Source organism: Ancylomarina salipaludis, assembly GCF_004122035.1.
Classification (GTDB): domain Bacteria; phylum Bacteroidota; class Bacteroidia; order Bacteroidales; family Marinifilaceae; genus Ancylomarina; species Ancylomarina salipaludis.
The window spans coordinates 1-20842 of the sequence record NZ_SAXA01000011.1 but is presented as its reverse complement, the minus strand read 5'-3'; the positions used below and the strand labels follow the sequence as shown (position 1 = coordinate 20842).

The following is a 20842-nucleotide window of genomic DNA, read 5'->3' as shown; positions in this document are numbered from 1 at the left end:
TTTTTTGTTTAATACTATTACTATGCTTCAGTCACTTTAAATTGCAATTTCTCAATTGCTTTTTTAAGAATTTCTTTAGTCGTTGATTTGGTTTTGTATTGAAGTGTTACTTTTTGATTTTTAAAATCAATTTGCAAATCTTTAACACCCTTCTCAAATGGAATGTTCTTTTCAATTTTCTTAACACAGCCCTGACAATCCATTTCAACATTAAAAACAACTGTTTCAATCTTCTTCACTTCTTGTTTCTGAGCAAAAGCAGCTGTTGTCATTAGAATGATTACAATGGCCAAAGTAGCCTTCTTTAAATTCTGAATTAGGTTTTTCATTATTATTTGTATTTTGCCAAGAAATGACTCTCTTGAGCTATTATATAATTAAGGTTCACAAAATAAAACTACTCAATAGTCAAACGCAACCCCAGATAAAACTTACGTTCCTGAATAGGTCCCCAAACCATGGAGGCATCAAAATTTTCGCCAAAAGGCTGATCTGCGGCAATTACTGGGTGCTTTTGTGTGTAATTTCCTAAATTCTCAACACCCGCGTAGACTTCCCAAATTCGAAATCGCCTGGTTATTTGTGCATTAAGCATCGTATAAGCCGGTGATTCCTCTCTTCTCTGGTATTCAACAGGATTGCTTGCCGTTGATGGGATACGCATATCGCCATTAAACTGGGCAGTAAAATCAAATTGCCAAATATTCATATTTGTAGAATACGAAAGATTCACCAATCCCTTATATCGATTCACATAAGGGACTTTCTGCAATTCATTGTTAATATCTGCCTTCACATCAGAGAAACGAATAGCTGTCGTCATATCCAATCGATTAAGTGGCTCGAACTTTAATTCAAACTGAAAATTATTGGCATAAGACTGTCCTTCAAGATTGTAAAAATTTACCTGATGAGCGTTTTGATCCACATCAACAATCACTTGGTTGTTAAATTCAGTTCGATAAAAATCAGCTGATGCTGTAAAATCCTGTCCCCATAGACTAAAGTATTGCGTCAAACTCAAACCATAATTCCACGCTGATTCTTGCTTCAGGTCGGAAGCAAGATTAAATGCTCTGTTTGATGCCAACAAAAAACTATTTTCAGCAATCGCATTAGCGGTGCGACGCCCGCTACCTGCTGCTATACGTAAAGTCGATTTCTCAGCAAATTGATATCTAAAGTGTAGACGAGGTGTCATAAAACCACCATAAACTGAATTGTAATCGTATCTTAATCCGGCCTGCAAAGTGATTTCATCAGATGGCAACCAAGTGTATTCGGCATATGCTCCTGCAATTTTTTCATGTCGGTCAGTCCCTATAACCTTATCCCCGTACAATTTATCATCAAAATCGTTGTAAATAAAAGATAATCCAGCCGTATATTTATGAGTTAGATTTCCAATATATGATTGAAACAATAAATTGGCATATAAATACTTCTGGTTTGCATCGTAATTTCTCAAACCATAAAACGACTTTTGCTCATGAGATGAAAAGTTTGTAATCAACGCGACACTTCGATCATCATTCTTAGGAAAGATATAGCCAATTTTAGCAAACGCCTCATAACGACGTGTGTCGATATTGATACGATAAGCATTATTGATATCATTTATCTTCGTCTCATCATAACCTTTCTGCCCACCTATTCTTTGTTCATCGATAAACTTGACACCAAACTGTGTAATCCAATACTTATTCGGTTTCCAATACCATCGGTTCACAAAATTATACTGACGCACCATAGGATCATCAAGAAAATTATCATGATTGTGATCAATTTCCCGCATGTTATCTTGTCCATGTGCCAAAATCGAAGTGGACAACTTATCGCTAAATTTAAGCCCTGTAATCATATTTCCCTCTGACATTCCCATACTGTTCCCATAAGCATTCAGATAAAGCTTAGGCGCATTTTGAGGTTTTTGATACTCAATATTGATTTGCCCCGTTATCGATTCAAAACCATTTACGACCGAACCAACGCCTTTAGAAACCTGTATGGATTCCATCCAGGGACCAGGCACATAAACCATTCCATAAACCGATGCCAAACCTTTAAAATTGGGATTCTTCTCAGTCATCATTTCAATATATTTACCTGTAAGTCCAAGTAGTTTAATCGATTTGGCACCAGTGGCTGCATCGGCATATGATACATCGACAGAAGCATTGGTTTCGAAACTTTCTGCCAGATTACAGCAAGCCGCCTTACAGAGTTCTGCTCCAGTAATACTTTGTGACTGTATCGGATTTTCTCTATCGAGGATGGTTCCCGCTTTCCGTTTCGAAACCACCACTTCATCCAACTCAATATTGGGTGATAATTCGATTATAAGCTCTTTGCCTTTAAAATTTTTCACTTCTATTTCACGTGTCTCGTATCCCACGAACTGTACAATCAGGATTCCTGATTTAGGCGATTCGTTTAAACTAAATCGGCCATCGGCATCACTAGAGGTCCCCTGTGTTGTATTCTTCCAAAATACTGATGCACCCGGAAGGGGCACTTTTTCTTCATTTGATAATTTTTCAACAATTCTTCCTTCAAAGTTTCGAGCAATTGAAAACAAAGGAAGTAATGAGAGGAATAGTATTAATATTCGCTTCATATTACAATCTTATTTAATTCGATATGATAGGCTAGAACACAATTATAGTATTCCAACCTACACTTAAATCGACTTGTGTGAGTTAAGGTTATTTCAGCTCATATAAAAAGATCTTTTATAAGCTGTTATTGAAAGAAAATGAAGGAATCAACAACGGTAACAGGATAATAAATCCTGTGTTATTTCCGGAGGGTCAACAATGTTTTTAAGATAATCAATTCTATCGCCTTTGCTCAAATCATTGATACGATGAAGCTGCAAACAGGTAGATTGAAACAAGTCAAGACTCGAAATCAAAGGTGATTTCACAACTTGCTTAATTAATGTCTGAGGGTTATTCTTTAGGTAAATCAATTCCAAAGTACAACAAGGTACCTCAGCATAATGAGCTTGCGAAGAATCACTATGAAAAGAAATAAGATGTGGGCGAGAATCTGCTTCGCAAACGTGCATCTCATCACCACATTTATCTAAGTCATAAATGAGATGATAATCTTCCTGATGACAAGAGAAACAAGAATGTTTCAACAAATTCAAACCACAAAATCCTGCCAGGTAAAACACCAAGAGGAAAATTGAAACTGTATTTCGAAATTGTTTTTTCATTAAATACTTATCATCATTTTAAGAGTGTGAACAAACTTGACTTGCTCTCTTTCTAAAGACCCTCAAAAATAGATCATCAGTGAATTTGAAATGTTATTTATCTGTTAATATTTGTTAAGAGCATAAATTCTTTTGAGTCCTTTCTTAATCCTTCGATAAAAACAATAAAAAGGGGAGCCCTATGAATGGCTCCCCAACTAATTCAAATTAAACTCAGAAAGTCTAATTGAAACTAATGGTTACTTTTACTAATTGTTCTACCGATGGCAAAACAAATTCGTTATCAACTTCCATCACAGCTTTTGTTTCAGTTATGCCTGTATTTGCAGCTGCTTGACGGGGAGCCTGGTTATTACCAGCACCTGGATACTCATTCACTTCGGTACCTGCATCCCAAATTTTAAGCATACCCGTTACATCACCAGTCTGAGCAATACCATTTTTAAATAAGGCTATTCCCCAATCATCAAAAGCGAAGAATAAATCGTTTGATTGTCCTAACATGGAGGCGATATTCAAATAGTCACCCTCCTGTGCTTCGAAGCTAAACTCATAATATTCACCCGGGAATATAGATGCTCCTGCACTCTTCCCATTGGGTATTGAATAGACGCCATGTGATTGTACATACATTGCTCCACTTAAACTAGCATCCAAATCTGCAGGATTTCCATCTTCGGCCAGAGCTTCTAAACCCGCTCCTGAATCAATCTTCCCTTCTTCAAATAAAGGATAGCCTCCTGTACTAATTGCAAAAATACCGGGTGCAATAGGCGTTACATAACCACTCATATCGGCTAAATAAGTTGCCATTTCTGCATTTGTTCCATCTTCAGCTAGACCTTCCAAACCATTGGCTGCAGCAGAATTCACCGTAAATAATGGCATTCCGTCATTATGAACCACCCAGACACCAGGTGCTAAAGGCGATTTAAAGGCATACATATCAGATAAATTTGTAATTGTCACCGTAAATTCTGTGCCTCCATCATGTGCCAGCTCAGCTTTTATAACTTCAGATACGGGTGGGTATGTATACCCATCATTCACATCAGCAACCAATTTTACTGTACCATTTTCAGTCGCTCCCGTATTTGGCCCTGACTGACGTGGCGCCTGGTCGGATCCTATTCCCGGCATTTGATTAACTTCAGTACCTGCATCCCAAAGCATTAAATCAGAACTGACATCTCCAACAACAGCATCACCATTAGAATCATACAAAGCTATTCCATCATCACCAAAAGCATAAAACAAATCATTGGTTTGCGCTAACATGGTTGCCAGTGAAAGTCTGGCTCCTTTTCCGGCATTAAAACTAAAAGAATAGGTCGCTCCCGGTCCAATGCCATCTGTCGTTCCCGAATTAAAAAAGGCTTTCCCCATTTGAATATTCTCAATCTTTACGGTAAAAGTCCCCTTTTCAACGGGTGTCATCATTTTGTCGTCATCATCATCATTACATCCCGAAAGAAGTAAAATGCTGACCATTGTAGCATAAATTAATTTTTTCATAGTCCTAAATTTTTAAGTTTCAATTATGAATTTAATTATCAGGACCTATGGCTAAAGTCCTTATTCAAAAGTAGAATATCGACTTCCCTTAAAATGTAAGCTGCATCACATTTGCCCATTTTTTTCAAAAAAAAGAGCCGCAATTATTACAATTACAGCTCTTGTTGGTACCCTTAATAAACCCATCTAGAGTCTATCAAAATTGAGTATCTGTATTTCCTTTCTGGAATAATCAATTATACCTTCATGTTTCAACTCGTTGAACAAACGTGTGACTGTTTCCCTTTTTGTTCCAATTAAATCGGCAAAATCCTTTTGGGTGTAAAAATGTGTTAGACGTATCATATCACCTCTTTTCACGCCATCTTCTTCTGCCAATTCCTTTATAAATTCACACAAACGTGTTCTGACATCCTGAAACAAAAGGGATTCAAACCGACGTTCCATCTTTTTAATTCGAAAACCTATTAATTTATAAATTGATAAACCAAACTTCTCGTTTTCACGCATCAATTTATACATATTGGGTAAATCCATCGGACAAAGCAGAGTTGGCTCTGTACAAGCCATAGCATAGTCAATCCTTTGGTCCGAACCCAAAATTGCTTTTTCACCAAATATTTCACCTTTTCCTAAAATTGCCTTCACAACCTCATCACCATTTTCATTATAAGACACAATCTTCACTTTTCCCTTACTGATCATAAATATCTTTTGAGAGGGATCACCAGGAAAATAAATAAAGTCACCACTTTTATAAGTCTGAAAATGAGACTGTTCGTGTTCTTGTAACTTGTGAGGACATAGAATATGATATAAGTTCACATGTTCAAAACACCAAATATTGTCTTTCATCGTTTTGTCTCAATTTTGATTACCTTAATTTAATACATTTTTGATTGAATACACATATTTTCATCTTTCCCGAATCAGTATAAGCATAGTTATTCAGGCTTTTACACAATTTTTTTGTTCACCATTTTCAACTATCTTTAAACTTAAACCAAAACTTAACTATGAAACAACACATTTCATTCATACAATACTTTAGTTTAGTTATTTGTTTTGTTTTGATTTCTAGTTGTGATTTTACTCAGATCAATCTGTTTCATTCAAAAGAATACAAAGTATTTCCCGATGCGGTTAAGCAAGGTCATTATTTTGCCAAGGCCTTAAGTTCCACACATCTTATTTCGAATTATCCTACTGACAGTACAAAGTCAATCAAGGATACGCTCCACTGGCGTCTCTCAAAAGATATTTCGCATTACCCAAAATTTGAATCCGATTTTCAGATACTAAATGCCCTGTATAACTTGTCTCTCGAAGAATTGGAACTGAATATCAATCAGGATAGCTTATTCGATACCGGAGAAAAGTGGAAAGGCGTTTGGACACGAGACATCAGTTACAGTGTCATTTTAGCCTTAGCCATTACCAATCCTGAAATATCAAAAAAAAGCCTGATGCACAAAGTGAAAAATGGCAGAATTATTCAGGATACCGGAACCGGTGGCTCCTGGCCTGTTAGTTCGGACAGAATGATCTGGTCTACCGCAGCTTGGGAAATCTATCTCAGCACAGGTGATAAACAATGGCTCAAAAAAGCTTATACAATCATAAAAAGATCAACTGAAGACGATCTCAATGTCGTTTGGGATTATCATGAACATCTGTTTAGGGGTGAATCCTCTTTTCTCGATTGGCGTGAGCAAAGCTATCCAAACTGGATGGATGCCAAAGATATCTACAGTGCATTTTCCTTAAGCACTCAGGCTGTACATTATCAAAACCTGGTCGTACTCTCAAAGATGAGCAAAGTTCTCAATCGCGATAGTCAAAAATACCAGCACATATCCGAAGCACTTAAAAAAAGTATTAACGAAAAATTCTGGCTCAAAGATAAAAAGTACTATGCCCAGTTTAAATACAATGCATATTCTCCACGACTTTCTGAGCGAATGGAATATTTGGGACAAAGCCTTTGCATTCTCTTTGATATTGCCAATGATGAACAGAAAGAGCAGATTATAAACAATACCATCCAATTACCCTTTGGTGTGCCTTGTTTTTACCCTCAAATACCCAATATACCACCCTATCACAACAATAGTATTTGGCCATTTGTACAGGCCTATTGGAATTGGGCCTCAACTCAAACCGATAATGATGAATCGGTAAACCATGGTCTGGCAGCTTTAATCCGATCATCAGCCCTATTCCTCACCAACAAGGAAAACATGGTCGCTGAAACTGGCGACTTTAAAGGAACTGCTATAAATTCAGATCGCCAGCTTTGGAGTATTGCGGGGTCCTTATCAAGTATTTACAGAGTTTTGTTTGGCTTAAACTTTCAGGAGGATCAGCTAAAAATCAGCCCTTATATTCCTCGGGAATTTAAAGGCGAACTCAATTTAAAAAATCTAAAGTATCGAAATTCAACGCTGGATATTAAGGTGCTGGGCTTTGGGAATAAAATCAATTCATTCATGATTGATAGCTTCCCTTTAAATGAAAATGCCATCTCAGGCATGCTAAAAGGTCACCATTATATTGTTATAGAGATGAACAATAGCCTTTCTTACAAATCGAAAATAAAAGTAAAGGACAATGCCTATTCTCCTGAAACGCCCAAAGTAAACCTGATTGATTCGAATTTGACTTGGCAACACAATGAAGATATCAGAACATACCGAATTTATCGTAATGGTGAGTTCATTCACGAGACTAGCGACACGAATTTTCAAATCTCAGGCACAAACACCAATTGTATCTATCAGGTTGAAAGCATTGATAAAAACAGATACAAATCGTTCTTAAGTTCACCAATTCGTGTCTATTCCGAAAAAGATAGCCAACAAATAGAGGCCGAATGGTTTACCACTCTAAAAAAACAATACGTCACGCTCGATAATAAAAAACATCCCAATTTTATTTTTAAGATTAAAGTAAAAGAAAAGGGAAGCTATTTTATCGATTTTAAGTACGCCAATGGTAATGGATCCACAACCAGCAACAATCAGTGTGCTACACGCAGTTTATGGGTCTCGAATGACTATTTGGGCACAGTTGTATTCCCTCAGCGGGGTAAAAACGATTGGACCAACTGGGGTTACACCAATGCCATCAAAATCAATTTGGAGAAAGGAACCAACGACCTGAGTTTAAAAATGGAAACATTTAACAAGAATAGAAATATCAAAAACATTTCGGCTTTGATTGATCAAATTAGAATCGTAAAAGCGGACTAACAAATGACTTTGCATTTTAATATGAACAGAAAAGAACAGGAACAGCCTTGGGTAACTGAAAAATGGGGTTGGAAATACCATCATCTGGGAATTCCAACGACCAATGTGATGCCTGATGAACGATATTTACCACAATTCAAATTTTATGTCTCTGGTTTTCCCGAAAGCCCGTTTGGTATAGAGTGGATGCGATTCGAAGATGACAGCCCTATGCATGAACTAATCAAAACCGTTCCCCATTTAGCCTTCGAGGTTGAAAATTTGGATGAGGAACTTAACAAGCATGCATTCGAAATATTAACCGCACCCAACTCCCCCATGGATCAGGTTAGAGTGGCCATGATAAAACACAATGGAGCTCCCATAGAACTCATCGAATTTCGACAAAAAAAATCCTGACTCTTATGAATCAGGATTTTATATATTAGATGCAATTGATGCTTATCGAATTGTCTTAAAGGCTTCGCTTACAGACTGAGACAGATCCTCAAAAATAGCTTCCTCAGTGCCAACACCGTTTACAACCTGATGTTTATTCTGCTTGGAATAATACTCACTTACCTTGGAACTGCGTTTTTCATATTGTTCCAATCGGTGAATAATAATATCAGTATCGGCATCATAGGCTCTACGACTGAATGTTTTACCACGTGCAGCCAAACGTTTAATCGATTCCAGAGTTGAAACTTCAAGTTCAAGAGCCGTCGTGATAGTTGATTGCATTTTTCTTAATAACCCATCAAGAATATAGGCTTGAACAATGGTACGTGGAAATCCTTTAAAGATAAAACCATTGGCATCAGAGTGCGTTTTGATCTGACGCTCGATCAACTTAATTGCAATCTCGTCCGGAACGATATCTCCTTTTTCGATATACTCCTTGGCACTCATCCCCATTTCAGTTCCCTTCTTAATCTCCTGACGCATTAAATGACCCGTTGAAATATAAACCAAATTGAATTTCTTAGCCAACATGCGTCCTTGAGTTCCTTTACCCGAACCCGGAGGGCCCAAAAGAACCATATTCATCCATGAACGTTCAAGAGTTTGATCGACAACAGCTGTTAAACGTCCAAAAATCTCATCAATATCTCCCATTCCATCAATTGGGTGATAGATCTCCTTCTCCTTATAAAATTCAGCAACTGGTGAGGTCTTAGTCTCGTACTCCTTCAATCGGACATTAATCACGTCTTCAGTATCATCCGAACGATTTTCGGTTTCTGCACGTTTAAGGAGACGATTTTTCAAATTTTCGTGAGGGACTTCCAAACTCAACATACAGTCAAGTTTCGTATTCAATTTAAGCAATAAACCTTCCAGAATATAAGCCTGAACTGTTGTACGTGGGAAACCATCAAATAAAAATCCTTTAACATCATTATTTGCAGTAATTCTCTCTTCAATAATCTGAACGATAATTTCATCAGGAACCAGCCCCCCTTGTTTAATGATATCCTTAGCCTGAAGACCAAGCTCAGTACCTTCTGCAATTTCTGCTCTTAAAATATCACCAGTAGAGATGTAAGCTAAATTATATTTTTCAACCAGCATTTTTGATTGAGTTCCCTTACCAGCTCCTGGAGGGCCGAATAATGCTATATTTAACATGCGTATATATTAATGAGTGTTTGTAGTATTAATGAAATCAAAATTAGAAAAAAAAGAGAAGCCTTCATATAATTTCTTGATTTTATATGAAATGACACATCCCTGCTTAACCCCTTATTTTCAAACAGATCAGCTTAAGCAGATTCAAAAAAGTGACATTTCAGACTTACCTAAACAAATATCGAGGTGAAAATTGCCCTTTAAAAACTCTCATTCCATAACGAAAAAACCAGGACAAGAGATGCAATAAACCAATCAGGAAAAAAATGGGATAAATAGGATTAGTCCAAAACGTATGATTGATGATAGAAAAATAAGAATAGGCTACAATTAATATCAAACCACCCAGCAACTCAAACCTCCAAACAAGAACTAAGGCAAACATCATCAGCATATGTGAATAAAAAAGTTTCATCAAATGCGGATTCATTTTGGAAGGATCGTCAATACCAAATTCAATGGCAAACCATGCAAAAAAGAGGAATAGAAAAATCCCCAAGAGACGTGCTAACCAACGAAAAATTATGGTGAAAAGATTCTGCATTATTTTAAATTAAGAGACTGGTTGCGATCTTTCCCAAATATAGATGAATAATTAAAATTTTAAAAGTATATGATCTGCTTATTATTAATAATAATTAAACAAGTCAAATAAAAAGACAATTTTAAATGCGCCTTAAAGGATTGAATCCTAATTATTATTGACTTTCTGCTTTTTTCGCCTTATCTTTTTTATAGAATTATAAATAAACAGCAGCAAACTATTATTTGAAATCTAAAAATAGGGCCTTATGAAAGCAAATTACATCTGTCCACACTGTCGAAGCTTTTTAAATGTTGGCGATAAAATTATTATTGCTGCAAAAAACAGTAAAAAAGAAAGAGGTATTCTTCTTTTTAGTATGGAACTGGGCGATTATACCGTACTGAAACACCCCTCGTTTGATATTGAAATTGGTGAAAAGGTAAATATGTATTGTCCTTTATGCAAGACAAACCTCAAAAAACATAAGATTCACGATAACCTTTTTGGTATTATTATGCAGGATGAGGAAGACAAGGAAATGCAAATCTTGTTTTCGGGAACCTATGGCGAAAAATGCACCTATCGTATCACAGATAAAGATGTTGAGTCCTTTGGTAAAGATGCCGGCAAATACATCGACTTAGATAATCTCATATCAATGAGTTAAGCATAAAAAAAAAACGAGCTCCCAGGGGCTCGTTTTTTATTCTCAGTATTTCAGTACAGGCAAACTCAACTTGTAACGAATACAAATCAATCTGAAAACTATAATGCAGATGACAGTCACAAAAAGATTGACTGTTGGATCAACTTGCAAATATTTCAAAAACAAAAATAGTAGACCTCCCACAATACAGGCTATGGCATAAATCTCTTTACGAAAGATTAAGGGAATATCATTACACAAGGTGTCTCGAATAACTCCACCCATCACAGCAGAAAACAAACCCATAATGATTGCCAATATGGGGTGAATCGACAAGGACAATGCTTTCTCTATTCCAATGATTGTAAATACGCCAATTCCAATGGTATCGAAAAGAAAGAGTGTACGCTTCAACTGCATAATCATATCCTTAAACAAGAAAGTGGCAATCACACCAAGGGTAATAACCAACAGATAATTCAAATCAGAAATCCATGCCACAGGAAAGTTTCCCAGGATCAGATCACGTAAGGTTCCTCCACCAATTGCCGTTACAAAACCCGTGAAAAAAGCACCAAACAAATCGAGTTTCTTATTGGCTGCCGAAAGTGTTCCGGAAATTGCAAAAACAAATGTTCCAATTAAATCGAGGGCATAAATTACAGACATAACAACAGTTTCTGATTTAAAAATAAGCCTCCTAATTAAATCAGGAGGCTGTTATACTAATTATTTTAAAGAATTAATCATCGAAGCAGGCTTCGAAAATCATCTTATTTTTCTTCTTGTGCATCAACAACTGCAATCGCAGTCATATTAATCAATTCACGAACGGTACAACCCATCGGCACCACGTGAAAAGGCTTAGCTGTACCCAGAATAATTGGTCCGATATTTTCTGAATCACCAAGGTCCTGCATCAATTTGTAAGCAATATTTCCTGAACTTAAGTTAGGGAAAATAAGTGTATTCACATCTTTTCCTTTTAGCTTATTGAAAGGGAAATTCGCATCACGAAGATTCTTATCCATTGCAAAATTCAGTAACATCTCACCATCAACAGCTAATTCCGGATGATTTTTATGAAGTGACTCAATTGCATTGTGCACGCGTTTTGGACTCCCTTTTTTAACAGCGCCAAAATTCGAATAAGAAAGCATGGCCATCACAGGCTCCTGATTGAATTTCTTCACCGCACGGGCTGTAATCAATGTGGTATCGATCAATGATTCAGATGTTTGCTCAGAATTCACTGTTGTATCCGCAAAGAAAAGAGGTCCTTTCTTGGTCATCACAATATTCATTCCCACAAGCGTTTTCATTCCCTCTTCTTTACCAATTACTTTTTCAGCAATATGCAGGGTTTCAAAATAACGGGTTGCATAACCAGAGATAAAGGCATCTGCCTCGCCCACTTCAACCATGGTTGCTGCAAAATAGTTTCGATCGAACATCTTCTCAACCGCCTCTTTGTGCACAAGACCTTTACGTCCAAGTTTCGCACAAAGCACATCTGCATAACGTGTTCTTCTTGCGCGTTCGGCTTCAGAACGAATATCAATAATTTCTGCCCCTTCAAGGTTAAGATCATTTTCTTCAACCAAACGGTTGATATTGTCAAGATTACCTAACAAAATAGGTTTTGCAATCCCCTCGTGAAGTGCAATTTGAGCTGCTTTAAGAATATTGAAGTTATTTGCCTCAGGGAATACAACACGTTTAGGTGCTTTTTTCGCCTTATTAAAGATGGTACGTAACAGTTCATTCTCGGTACCCAATCTCATTTTCAATTCTTCAGCATAAACATCCCAATCCATATCCGTTTTGCGAGCAACTCCTGAATCAACAGCAGCTTTAGCAACAGCTACAGCCACACGCGAAACCAAACGAGGGTCCATTGCTTTTGGAATAATATAGTGCTTACCAAAAGTGATATTAGCCTCATCGTATGCCGCATGCACTGACTCAGGAACAGGCTCTTTGGCTAACTCAGCAATAGCGTGAACCGAAGCAATTTTCATTTCTTCATTAATCGCTGTTGCTCTAACATCTAATGCTCCACGGAAAATATAAGGGAATCCCAGTACATTATTAATTTGATTCGGATAATCCGAACGGCCGGTAGCCACCACAACATCATCACGAACTTCCATAGCCTCATCATAATCAATCTCAGGATCTGGATTGGCTAAAGCGAAAACAACCGGATTTGGAGCCATAGAAGCCACCATCTCTTTTGACATAGCACCTCCAACCGAAAGTCCTAAAAACACATCACATCCAACCACAGCCTCAGCTAAAGTTGTTAGATCTCGTTGAGTGATAAATTGCTTTTTCTGCTCATTCAAATCTGTACGCTTCGTGTTGATCACCCCACGGCTATCACACATCACAACATTTTCGGGTTTTACGCCCAGAGAAATATAAAGTTTTGTACAAGAAACAGCAGCTGCACCAGCCCCATTTACAACAACCTTTACATCCTCAATTTTCTTATTACCCAGCTCAAGAGCATTTAATAAACCTGCTGCTGAGATAATAGCCGTACCATGCTGATCATCGTGCATCACCGGAATATCCAATTCAGCTTTTAATCTCTCCTCAATTTCAAAACACTCAGGTGCTTTGATATCTTCCAGGTTAATACCACCAAAAGTTGGGGCAATCGCTTTTACAGTTTCAATAAATTTATCTACATCTGTAGCATCCACTTCAATATCGAATACATCGATATCTGAAAATATTTTAAATAAAAGGCCCTTCCCTTCCATAACAGGCTTACCCGCCAATGCGCCTATGTCTCCAAGGCCCAAAACAGCCGTACCATTTGAGATTACGGCAACCAGGTTTCCTTTTCCTGTATAACGATAAGCGTCTTCAGGATTTTTCTCAATTTCAAGACAGGGCTCCGCAACTCCCGGGCTATATGCCAACGATAGATCACGTTGCGTCCTGTAGGGTTTTGTAGGAATCACCTCAATTTTCCCGGGGCGTCCTTCTGAATGATAATTTAATGCGTCAGTTGACTTTTGTTTAGACATAACTGTTTGGTTGTTGTTTTTGCTCAATATATGAGCTTTTTTAAGTTTGGAAATAGTCCTTCGAAGAGCCTTAGTATTCAGTAAACGACTGCTTTATGTCTAAAGCAATCACTAAAGCTAAGCCTTTCAAAGATTTTGCAAATCTAAGTATAAATCAGGAAAGATAGTTTCCCTTTTAGGAATGATTTCACTAACTTAAGAACTTCATGATTTGCTTGTTCTCATTATCACAGAAATATGTACCAAGTATTATATTTCTCGATATAGGCATAAAGATTATTGATTAATATAATTTGGCTGTTAGACTCTCCCGATATACATTTGTAATCGTAAATAATAACAGAATAATAAATCTTAAAATCTAAATACAATGCAATCATTAATCGGAAAAAAAGCACCAGCATTTACAGCTAATGCTGTATTAAACGGAAATCAAATTACTGAAGGTTTCTCATTGGAACAATTTGTAGGAAAAAAAGAAGTTGTTTTCTTTTTCTACCCACTTGACTTTACTTTTGTTTGTCCAACAGAGCTTATTGCTTTTCAGGATAAACTTGAAGAATTTGAAAAGCGTAATGTTGCTGTTGTAGGTTGTTCAGTTGATTCTGAATTTTCTCATTTCGCATGGTTAAACACCGAAAGAAACAAAGGTGGAATTAAAGGTGTGACTTACCCATTGGTAGCCGACCTTTCGAAAACTATTGCTGAAAACTTTGGCGTATTAGCTTCAGACTACGATTACGATGAAGAAGGTAATGCAATTTCAACGGGTGCTCCTGTAGCTTACCGCGGACTTTTCCTTATCGACAAAAACGGTGTTGTTCGTCACTCTGTAATCAACGATCTTCCATTGGGAAGAAGTGTAGATGAAGCCATTCGTATGGTTGACGCTTTACAGCATTTCGAAGAATTTGGTGAAGTTTGTCCTGCCAACTGGAGTAAGGGGGAAAAAGCGATGGAAGCCACACAAGAAAGTGTTTCGGAATACCTAAGCAAATAAAGAATTCCATTAATTTTACAACAGAATTGTACGATCTTATGTATCGTCACATTATAAAAACTTAATCAAAAAAATATTTCTTAGAGATACATTCTTATTCGGTTCTTTAATGATCAGACATAATTTTCTCAGAATCATTGGGGTGTATCTCTAAGTAACAAAAAAAACAAAACTATGAAGATTAACAGATATCAGGATATTACAACAATTGAGGGAGAAGCTAAAAAAGATTATATCGATCGTCACTCAGCATTTCTACACTGTGAAGACTCAGCCAAAGCAGGTGAAAAATTTACAGTAAAAGTAAAAGTTGGTGATGCTTATCCACATCCTGATGATTTCGATCATTATATTGCCTGGGTTCAACTTTGGGATGGTGAAAACATGTTAGCACAAGCAAACTTCACTGCCGGTGCACTTGGTAGCACCCCAAATCAAGCTGAAGTTGATTTCTATATTGTTCCTAATAAGAAAATGAAATTAACTGCTGCAGCTTTCTGTACAAAGCACGGTCTTTGGCATTCAGATGAAAAAATTGTTGAAGTTGAAAAAGTTGCTGTAGAAGCCTAATCTACAAAATCAGAATATAAAATTAGCCCAACTGTATTTAATTACGGTTGGGCTATTTTTATCTTAAGTCTAAAGATCTTAAAGGTCTTAAAGGTCTTAAAGGTCTTAAAGGTCTTAAAGGTCTTAAAGGTCAAAATAAAAAAAATGAATCTTACTTACGAAGGTATTTCATTAAATTGCTAATGCTTCCAGATAAAAAGCAACATCTGTTTCGCAGATTTTCTGCTTCGATAACAGTAATATATTTTAGATCTTCAGCTAAATAAAGCATACTTCTAACTTCACCGCATGAAGCTTTTGCAATGTCCAAGAAACGTTTAAATTCAGTATCAGAGTTTCGTTCAAAACCTTCCGCAATATTATTCATTATAGATATAGAGGCACGTTGAATTTGATCTTTAAAACCATAGTCCTTATTGGTATTCAGAAATTCATATACCAACCTGACTAAAAGACGTGACTCTTGCCAAACTTTTAAATCCTCAAACTTTTCAACTTTTGCCATCTCATCAATATTAGACTATTTGACTTTTCTGACCTTTACAACTTTTAGACCGGATCTACTTATACATATCCTCATAATATTTCTGATACGCTCCTGAAGTGACATTCTCTAACCATTCACTATTTTCAAGGTACCATTTTACGGTCTTCTCAATGCCTTCTTCAAATTGAAGCGAAGGCTCCCATCCCAATTCGTCCTTAAGTTTGGTCGAGTCGATGGCATAACGCAAATCGTGTCCGGCACGATCGGTCACATAAGTGATTAGTTTTTCAGACGCTCCCTCTTCTCTTCCCAATAATCGATCAACCGTTTTGATCATCACCTTAATCAGATCAATATTTTTCCACTCATTAAATCCACCAATATTATAGGTCTCCCCAACTTTCCCTTTGTGAAAAATAAGGTCAATGGCACGGGCATGATCCTCGACATACAACCAGTCGCGCACATTCTCACCTTTTCCATAAACCGGAAGTGGCTTATTGTTGCAAATGTTGTTAATAAACAATGGTATTAATTTTTCAGGAAACTGATACGAACCATAATTATTCGAACAATTAGAAATCACGGTTGGCAAGCCAAAGGTATCCTGAAACGATCTTACAAAGTGATCAGATGACGCTTTTGAGGCAGAATAGGGCGAGTGTGGATCGTAGGCCGTTTCTTCTGTAAAAAAGCCATCTTCTCCAAGAGATCCATAGACCTCATCGGTAGAAACATGATAGAATAATTTATCATCGAAATTCCCGTCCCAGGCAAACTTGGCAGCTTGTAGAAGGCTTAAAGTCCCCATCACATTGGTTTGAGCAAAAGAGAACGGATCTTTAATAGAACGATCAACATGTGACTCTGCAGCCAGATGAATGACGCCATCAATCTGATAATCCAGAAAGACCTTCTGCACCTTTTCAAAATCACAGATATCACACTTCACGAATTCATAATTCGTTTTGTCTTCAATATCCTTCAAATTAGCCAAATTTCCGGCATAGGTCAGCACATCCATATTGACGATCCGATAGTCGGGATATTTATTGACTAACAAACGTACAAGATGGGATCCAATAAAACCAGCACCACCAGTTATCAAGATATTTCTCTTTATATCAATCATATTTTAAACTTTTATTGCAAAATTTTCGAAAGAGCGAAGATGCGATTAATAACCATTTAACTCTTGAAGCATTCCTATTTGTCCAATTCTAATTCCTCTTTATATGATACAAATCGCTTCCATCTCTATGCACCTAATCGCCCATTCGCCCTATACACTCTTTTAAAGCATCTCGCCAGTATGAAATCTCGATTCCAAAATCGGCTTTAATCTTTTCTTTATTTAAAACAGAATATGCTGGTCGTCTGGCTGCTGTTGGGTAATCTTTCGACTCAATAGGCTTCACCTTGCAATCCAGTTCCGCCAACTCCATTATCGCTTGTGCAAAATCGTACCAGGAGGCTGTCCCCTCATTGGAATAATGATACAGTTTTCCTTTACTGTCAATACGCCCTGGCTGACTTATAATCTTTAAACAAACCTGAGCCAGATCTCTCGCGTAGGTCGGTGTCCCAATCTGATCGAAAACAACCGATAAACTCTCTCGTTCCTGTCCCAATCGCAACATGGTCTTCACAAAGTTATTCCCAAAGGACGAATACATCCAAGATGTTCGGATAATAATCGAATTCGAAGGTGAATACATGATCTCCATTTCCCCCGCCCGCTTGGTCTTGCCATAAGCACTCAAAGGGCAAACCGGCATTCTTTCGGTATAAGGACGATTGACCGTACCATCAAAAACGTAATCTGTAGAAATATGAATCAGTTTGAGCTGATACCTTTGAGCGACTGCTGCCAGATGCCCCACAGCCTTAGCATTCACCAAGCCTGCAAGCCCCGCATCCTGCTCTGCTTTATCCACCGCCGTATAGCCTGCACAATTGATAATGCCCGTAAAGCCAGCATCTTTCACAAATTCATTCAACTGAACTTGATTGCAAATATCCAGGTCCGAAGAATGGGTGAACACAAAATCCAGGTCAGGATAATTTGAGCTGATTGCTTTTATTTCTGATCCGAGTTGGCCTGTAGATCCGGTAACGAGTATTTTATTTGATGACATAGTTTCGACTAATTAAAAGTATAGAACGGTTATTCCTCATACGTATTGCATACGTATAATAAAAGTGTGAAAAATTCAACCAGATTCACTAAAAAACAACCACTAATTAACACTAAAATCCACTAATTATTAGTCTAAAAAACGACTCTCTTATACTCTAAACTACGTGAACCAAAGTTAATGAGTAAACCAACTTTCTTATCAGTGGCTTTCATGTAATTCATAATTTGTGCCATATGATTATCATCAAGTGATTTCACAGCTTTCAACTCAAGGATGATCTCATTATAACACAAAAAATCAGCATAATACTTTTTATCCAATATAAAACCTTTATAATTAATTTATATTTGACATTCCCTTAAATAATCTATATCAGCTTTCACAAACTCGATTTCTAAGGCTTCCTGATATACACCTTCCAAGAATCCTGAACCTAACTCTCTATGAACAATCATACAAAGACCAACAATATCATAACACTCTTGCTTGAAAATATGATTTTGATCAGATTTCATTCTTCAAAAATTAGTGGGAATTAGAGATAATTAGTGGTTAAAAATAAGTTTTAGAACGGATGTTCAATTTCTACCAAAGCCTTCAGATTTTTGTCTTTCTCAGATAATTGAACATCTTCGGGGCTTACTCCCCAATCAATATTAATTTCTATGTCATTCCAGGCGATACCGGAATCGTAATCAGGGGCATAATATTGATCCACTTTATAGGCAATTGTAGCTGTTTCGCTCAAAACAAGGAAACCATGAGCAAAACCTTTAGGAATAAAAACCTGTTTCTTATTATCCCCACTTAAAACTACCGATAGGTGCTGCTTATAAGTCGGGGAATCCTGACGGAGATCTACAGCCACGTCTAATACCTCTCCTTCGATACAACGCAACAATTTCGACTGTGTATAGGGTGGCCTTTGAAAATGTAAACCTCTTAATACGCCTTTTGATGATTTCGACTCATTATCCTGTATAAAATTGATCTTCCCAATATGCTCTTCGAATTCTTTCTGATTAAAAGATTCAAAAAAATAGCCTCTATCATCCCCAAAGATCTTGGGTTCGATAATGAAGACATCGGGTATATTTGTTTTTATAAATTGCATAGTTTATTTCATAAACAAGGTTAAAATGATATAAGGATAAAGGTTAAAGTAAAAACAAGGGTAAAGGTTTATCTATTTTTTGAGCTTTTAGCATAAATCGAGCCTAGAATCTTCATTAATTCTTTAGATTCAGATTCCAAACTTATCCAACTAGCATTCTCCTCAGAAATTTCAATAATTATCCTTATCCAATAATTAGTTTCACGCATTTCCTTTAATGATATGCCTACTTTATTAGAAAAGTCAGCCTTGGAGACTCCTGCTTGTGCTTCCTCATAATTAGCGCCAACAGATGTAGAAGCTTTCAATAGCTGATAAGATATCACTTGATACTCTCTTGACTTCGGTAAACTTCTTACCTCCTTGATTGTATCAACAGAAAATTGAAATAAGCGCTTCTGTAAATCATTTTCCATTTTTTAACCTTTTGCCTTTAACCTTTCTTTCCTTTATACTTTCTCCTTTAAAACTTTTAATAAATACTCGCCATAACCACTCTTACTTAAAGGCTCTGCTAGTTTTTTAACTTGTTCGGCTGTAATGTAGCCCATCTTGTAGGCAATCTCTTCCAAACAAGCAATTTTTAGACCCTGTCTTGTTTCCACGGTTTCGATAAACTGACTGGCATCCAATAGTGATTTGTGTGTGCCCGTATCCAACCAGGCATAGCCACGTCCCATCAGCTCCACTTTCAGTTTGCCTTTATCCAGATAGTGCTGATTCACCGAAGTGATTTCCAACTCGCCACGTTCAGAAGGTTTCATTGCTTTGGCTATTTGTACCACATCGTTCGTATAAAAATACAAACCAATCACCGCATAATTTGATAGGGGATTCTCGGGCTTTTCAATAATCGAAGTCACATTCCCCTCAGCATCAAAGCCTGCAACGCCATAACGCTCGGGATCGTTCACATAGTATCCAAAAACGGTTGAATTTCCATCTTGTTCTACATTCTGTCGCGCTTGAGCCAATAACTGTGTAAAGCCCTGACCGTAAAAGATGTTATCGCCCAAAACCATACAAACCGAATCATCCCCAATAAAGTCATCCCCTATAATAAAAGCTTGTGCCAAACCATCCGGACTGGGCTGCTCCTTATAAGACAGTTTCAATCCCAAATCTTCTCCCGTTCCCAATAGTTTGATGAAATTAGGCAAACCTTCAGGCGTTGATATGATTAATATTTCCTGAATACCTGCCAGCATTAAAACCGAGAGCGGGTAATAGATCATGGGTTTATCGTAAATGGGCAGAAGCTGTTTCGACACCCCTTTGGTAATGGGATACAAACGTGTTCCTGATCCACCTGCTAGTATGATTCCTTTCATGCTTAGAGTATTAGATGATAACTGTATTTTTCTTTTTTATACTAATCGATACAAGCTATCTAATATTTTTTTTATGTAATTACAAATATAGGGAAATTCAAGGATAAAGGAAGAAAAGAATAAAGTTGAAAGAAAATTCTGTTGTAGCTTATCAGTTTTCCTAAATGCGTATCAACCTAAAATGCTCTACACAAAAATATAAAGTAACATACTATTTCTCCTCCTGGTTCCTGAGCGGAGTCGAAGGAAAGGAGGAGTATGAAGTTGCTACATTTATACGGACAGTGAGTTAAGATATAGAATATTAATAATTTATATCTTAGATTATGGAAAAAGAAAGACGAAAATTTAGTAGAGAGTTTAAATTGAATGCTGTTGAGTTAAGT

At 37.0% G+C, this 20842-nt stretch carries 20 protein-coding genes and 1 pseudogene; 5 read left to right on the top strand and 16 right to left on the bottom strand.

Annotated elements, in window-relative coordinates; genetic code table 11:
- Positions 1-20: 20 nt before the first annotated feature.
- The 5 genes from EO244_RS12060 to EO244_RS12040 form a co-directional block, all read right to left on the bottom strand.
- Entirely contained in the window at positions 21-329 is a 309-nt protein-coding gene (locus EO244_RS12060; protein ID WP_206734553.1) for a heavy-metal-associated domain-containing protein, read from the bottom strand.
- 68 nt (positions 330-397) lie between these two features.
- Positions 398-2617 carry a TonB-dependent receptor gene (locus EO244_RS12055; protein ID WP_129254933.1) on the bottom strand — a complete coding sequence of 740 codons (2220 nt, stop codon included), beginning with the start codon at positions 2615-2617 and terminating at the stop codon, positions 398-400.
- A gap of 147 nt (positions 2618-2764) precedes the next feature.
- Entirely contained in the window at positions 2765-3223 is a 459-nt protein-coding gene (locus tag EO244_RS12050; RefSeq protein ID WP_129254932.1) for a hypothetical protein, read from the bottom strand.
- Positions 3224-3445: 222 nt separating this feature from the next.
- Positions 3446-4738 (bottom strand): spondin domain-containing protein, encoded by a 1293-nt coding sequence (locus EO244_RS12045; RefSeq protein WP_129254931.1) that lies wholly within the window; start codon positions 4736-4738, stop codon positions 3446-3448.
- Positions 4739-4924: 186 nt separating this feature from the next.
- Positions 4925-5593, bottom strand: a complete 669-nt coding sequence (locus EO244_RS12040) for a Crp/Fnr family transcriptional regulator (RefSeq protein ID WP_129254930.1) — start codon at positions 5591-5593, stop codon at positions 4925-4927.
- 161 nt (positions 5594-5754) lie between these two features.
- Between EO244_RS12040 and EO244_RS12035 the strand changes: the two genes are divergently transcribed.
- Both EO244_RS12035 and EO244_RS12030 read left to right on the top strand, forming a co-directional pair.
- On the top strand, positions 5755-7989 hold the full coding sequence (locus tag EO244_RS12035; RefSeq protein ID WP_129254929.1) for an alpha-L-rhamnosidase-related protein: 2235 nt from the start codon (positions 5755-5757) through the stop codon (positions 7987-7989).
- A gap of 21 nt (positions 7990-8010) precedes the next feature.
- On the top strand, positions 8011-8388 hold the full coding sequence (locus tag EO244_RS12030; RefSeq protein ID WP_129254928.1) for a VOC family protein: 378 nt from the start codon (positions 8011-8013) through the stop codon (positions 8386-8388).
- A 42-nt stretch (positions 8389-8430) separates the two neighbouring features.
- Here EO244_RS12030 and EO244_RS12025 read toward each other — a convergent pair whose 3' ends face one another.
- Both EO244_RS12025 and EO244_RS12020 read right to left on the bottom strand, forming a co-directional pair.
- Positions 8431-9600, bottom strand: coding sequence for an adenylate kinase (locus tag EO244_RS12025; RefSeq protein ID WP_129254927.1), 1170 nt, complete (start codon positions 9598-9600; stop codon positions 8431-8433).
- 166 nt (positions 9601-9766) lie between these two features.
- Positions 9767-10144 (bottom strand): DUF7670 domain-containing protein, encoded by a 378-nt coding sequence (locus EO244_RS12020; RefSeq protein WP_129254926.1) that lies wholly within the window; start codon positions 10142-10144, stop codon positions 9767-9769.
- Positions 10145-10391: 247 nt separating this feature from the next.
- Between EO244_RS12020 and EO244_RS12015 the strand changes: the two genes are divergently transcribed.
- The gene (locus EO244_RS12015) at positions 10392-10793 is read left to right on the top strand and encodes a hypothetical protein (RefSeq protein ID WP_129254925.1); all 402 of its coding nucleotides are present in this window, start codon (positions 10392-10394) and stop codon (positions 10791-10793) included.
- Between the two features lie 42 nt (positions 10794-10835).
- Here the strand turns inward: EO244_RS12015 and EO244_RS12010 are convergent, their stop codons facing one another.
- Entirely contained in the window at positions 10836-11441 is a 606-nt protein-coding gene (locus tag EO244_RS12010) for a trimeric intracellular cation channel family protein (protein WP_129254924.1), read from the bottom strand.
- 104 nt (positions 11442-11545) lie between these two features.
- Entirely contained in the window at positions 11546-13813 is a 2268-nt protein-coding gene (locus EO244_RS17265) for an NADP-dependent malic enzyme (protein WP_129254923.1), read from the bottom strand.
- 370 nt (positions 13814-14183) lie between these two features.
- Here EO244_RS17265 and EO244_RS12000 point away from each other — a divergent pair, with 370 nt between their 5' ends.
- Entirely contained in the window at positions 14184-14813 is a 630-nt protein-coding gene (locus EO244_RS12000; RefSeq protein WP_129254922.1) for a peroxiredoxin, read from the top strand.
- A 174-nt stretch (positions 14814-14987) separates the two neighbouring features.
- A complete protein-coding gene (locus EO244_RS11995; protein ID WP_129254921.1) occupies positions 14988-15383 on the top strand; it encodes a desulfoferrodoxin family protein in 396 nt (131 codons plus the stop codon).
- Between the two features lie 151 nt (positions 15384-15534).
- On the opposite strand, the gene EO244_RS11990 is transcribed toward EO244_RS11995, so the two are convergent.
- The 7 genes and pseudogenes from EO244_RS11990 to rfbA all read right to left on the bottom strand — a co-directional run bounded on the left by EO244_RS11990 (position 15535) and on the right by rfbA (position 20456).
- On the bottom strand, positions 15535-15888 hold the full coding sequence (locus tag EO244_RS11990; protein WP_129254920.1) for a four helix bundle protein: 354 nt from the start codon (positions 15886-15888) through the stop codon (positions 15535-15537).
- Between the two features lie 55 nt (positions 15889-15943).
- Positions 15944-17002 (bottom strand): dTDP-glucose 4,6-dehydratase, encoded by a 1059-nt coding sequence (gene rfbB, locus EO244_RS11985; protein ID WP_206734552.1) that lies wholly within the window; start codon positions 17000-17002, stop codon positions 15944-15946.
- A gap of 133 nt (positions 17003-17135) precedes the next feature.
- Positions 17136-18008 (bottom strand): dTDP-4-dehydrorhamnose reductase, encoded by an 873-nt coding sequence (gene rfbD / locus EO244_RS11980; protein ID WP_129254919.1) that lies wholly within the window; start codon positions 18006-18008, stop codon positions 17136-17138.
- Positions 18009-18142: 134 nt separating this feature from the next.
- A pseudogene (locus EO244_RS17115) lies at positions 18143-18526 on the bottom strand (GxxExxY protein).
- A gap of 50 nt (positions 18527-18576) precedes the next feature.
- On the bottom strand, positions 18577-19125 hold the full coding sequence (rfbC, locus tag EO244_RS11970) for a dTDP-4-dehydrorhamnose 3,5-epimerase (RefSeq protein ID WP_129254918.1): 549 nt from the start codon (positions 19123-19125) through the stop codon (positions 18577-18579).
- A 68-nt stretch (positions 19126-19193) separates the two neighbouring features.
- Positions 19194-19541 carry a four helix bundle protein gene (locus EO244_RS11965; protein WP_129254917.1) on the bottom strand — a complete coding sequence of 116 codons (348 nt, stop codon included), beginning with the start codon at positions 19539-19541 and terminating at the stop codon, positions 19194-19196.
- Positions 19542-19574: 33 nt separating this feature from the next.
- Positions 19575-20456, bottom strand: a complete 882-nt coding sequence (gene rfbA / locus EO244_RS11960) for a glucose-1-phosphate thymidylyltransferase RfbA (protein WP_129254916.1) — start codon at positions 20454-20456, stop codon at positions 19575-19577.
- Positions 20457-20842: the final 386 nt, after the last annotated feature.

Bases quoted from the DNA above. Each gene is read 5' to 3' on its own strand.
- EO244_RS12060 (WP_206734553.1), bottom strand. From the start codon at position 329: ATGAAAAACCTAATTCAGAATTTAAAGAAGGCTACTTTGGCCATTGTA.
- EO244_RS12055 (WP_129254933.1), bottom strand. From the start codon at position 2,617: ATGAAGCGAATATTAATACTATTCCTCTCATTACTTCCTTTGTTTTCA.
- EO244_RS12050 (WP_129254932.1), bottom strand. From the start codon at position 3,223: ATGAAAAAACAATTTCGAAATACAGTTTCAATTTTCCTCTTGGTGTTT.
- EO244_RS12045 (WP_129254931.1), bottom strand. From the start codon at position 4,738: ATGAAAAAATTAATTTATGCTACAATGGTCAGCATTTTACTTCTTTCG.
- EO244_RS12040 (WP_129254930.1), bottom strand. From the start codon at position 5,593: ATGAAAGACAATATTTGGTGTTTTGAACATGTGAACTTATATCATATT.
- EO244_RS12035 (WP_129254929.1), top strand. From the start codon at position 5,755: ATGAAACAACACATTTCATTCATACAATACTTTAGTTTAGTTATTTGT.
- EO244_RS12030 (WP_129254928.1), top strand. From the start codon at position 8,011: ATGAACAGAAAAGAACAGGAACAGCCTTGGGTAACTGAAAAATGGGGT.
- EO244_RS12025 (WP_129254927.1), bottom strand. From the start codon at position 9,600: ATGTTAAATATAGCATTATTCGGCCCTCCAGGAGCTGGTAAGGGAACT.
- EO244_RS12020 (WP_129254926.1), bottom strand. From the start codon at position 10,144: ATGCAGAATCTTTTCACCATAATTTTTCGTTGGTTAGCACGTCTCTTG.
- EO244_RS12015 (WP_129254925.1), top strand. From the start codon at position 10,392: ATGAAAGCAAATTACATCTGTCCACACTGTCGAAGCTTTTTAAATGTT.
- EO244_RS12010 (WP_129254924.1), bottom strand. From the start codon at position 11,441: ATGTCTGTAATTTATGCCCTCGATTTAATTGGAACATTTGTTTTTGCA.
- EO244_RS17265 (WP_129254923.1), bottom strand. From the start codon at position 13,813: ATGTCTAAACAAAAGTCAACTGACGCATTAAATTATCATTCAGAAGGA.
- EO244_RS12000 (WP_129254922.1), top strand. From the start codon at position 14,184: ATGCAATCATTAATCGGAAAAAAAGCACCAGCATTTACAGCTAATGCT.
- EO244_RS11995 (WP_129254921.1), top strand. From the start codon at position 14,988: ATGAAGATTAACAGATATCAGGATATTACAACAATTGAGGGAGAAGCT.
- EO244_RS11990 (WP_129254920.1), bottom strand. From the start codon at position 15,888: ATGGCAAAAGTTGAAAAGTTTGAGGATTTAAAAGTTTGGCAAGAGTCA.
- rfbB (WP_206734552.1), bottom strand. From the start codon at position 17,002: ATGATTGATATAAAGAGAAATATCTTGATAACTGGTGGTGCTGGTTTT.
- rfbD (WP_129254919.1), bottom strand. From the start codon at position 18,008: ATGTCATCAAATAAAATACTCGTTACCGGATCTACAGGCCAACTCGGA.
- rfbC (WP_129254918.1), bottom strand. From the start codon at position 19,125: ATGCAATTTATAAAAACAAATATACCCGATGTCTTCATTATCGAACCC.
- EO244_RS11965 (WP_129254917.1), bottom strand. From the start codon at position 19,541: ATGGAAAATGATTTACAGAAGCGCTTATTTCAATTTTCTGTTGATACA.
- rfbA (WP_129254916.1), bottom strand. From the start codon at position 20,456: ATGAAAGGAATCATACTAGCAGGTGGATCAGGAACACGTTTGTATCCC.